1 protein-coding gene is annotated in these 257 nt (G+C 76.7%); it reads left to right on the forward strand.

Annotated elements, in window-relative coordinates:
* The coding region (locus tag FHN55_RS22175) for a glycosyltransferase (protein WP_139714561.1) at window positions 1-257 on the forward strand (257 nt) is incomplete at both ends.

Genomic DNA, 257 nt, shown 5'->3' on the forward strand with positions numbered 1-257 from the left:
CCTGCAGGCCGCGCTGGCCGGCGCCGAGCTGTTCGTGCTGTCGTCGCGCTACGAGGGCATGGGCAGCTTCGTGCTGCTGGAGGCCATGGCCCACGGCACGCCGGTGGTGGCCACCGACTGCCCGTCCGGCCCCCGCGAGCTGCTGCGCGACGGGGAGCTGGGGGTGCTGGTGCCCGTCGACGACGTCGACGCGATGGCCCGCGCGATCGCGGACCACGCCGAGCACCCGGAGCGGCTCCGGCGCTCGGCGCAGGAGC

It is taken from the genome of Streptomyces sp. NP160 (assembly GCF_006335115.1).
Taxonomy (GTDB): domain Bacteria; phylum Actinomycetota; class Actinomycetes; order Actinomycetales; family Quadrisphaeraceae; genus Quadrisphaera.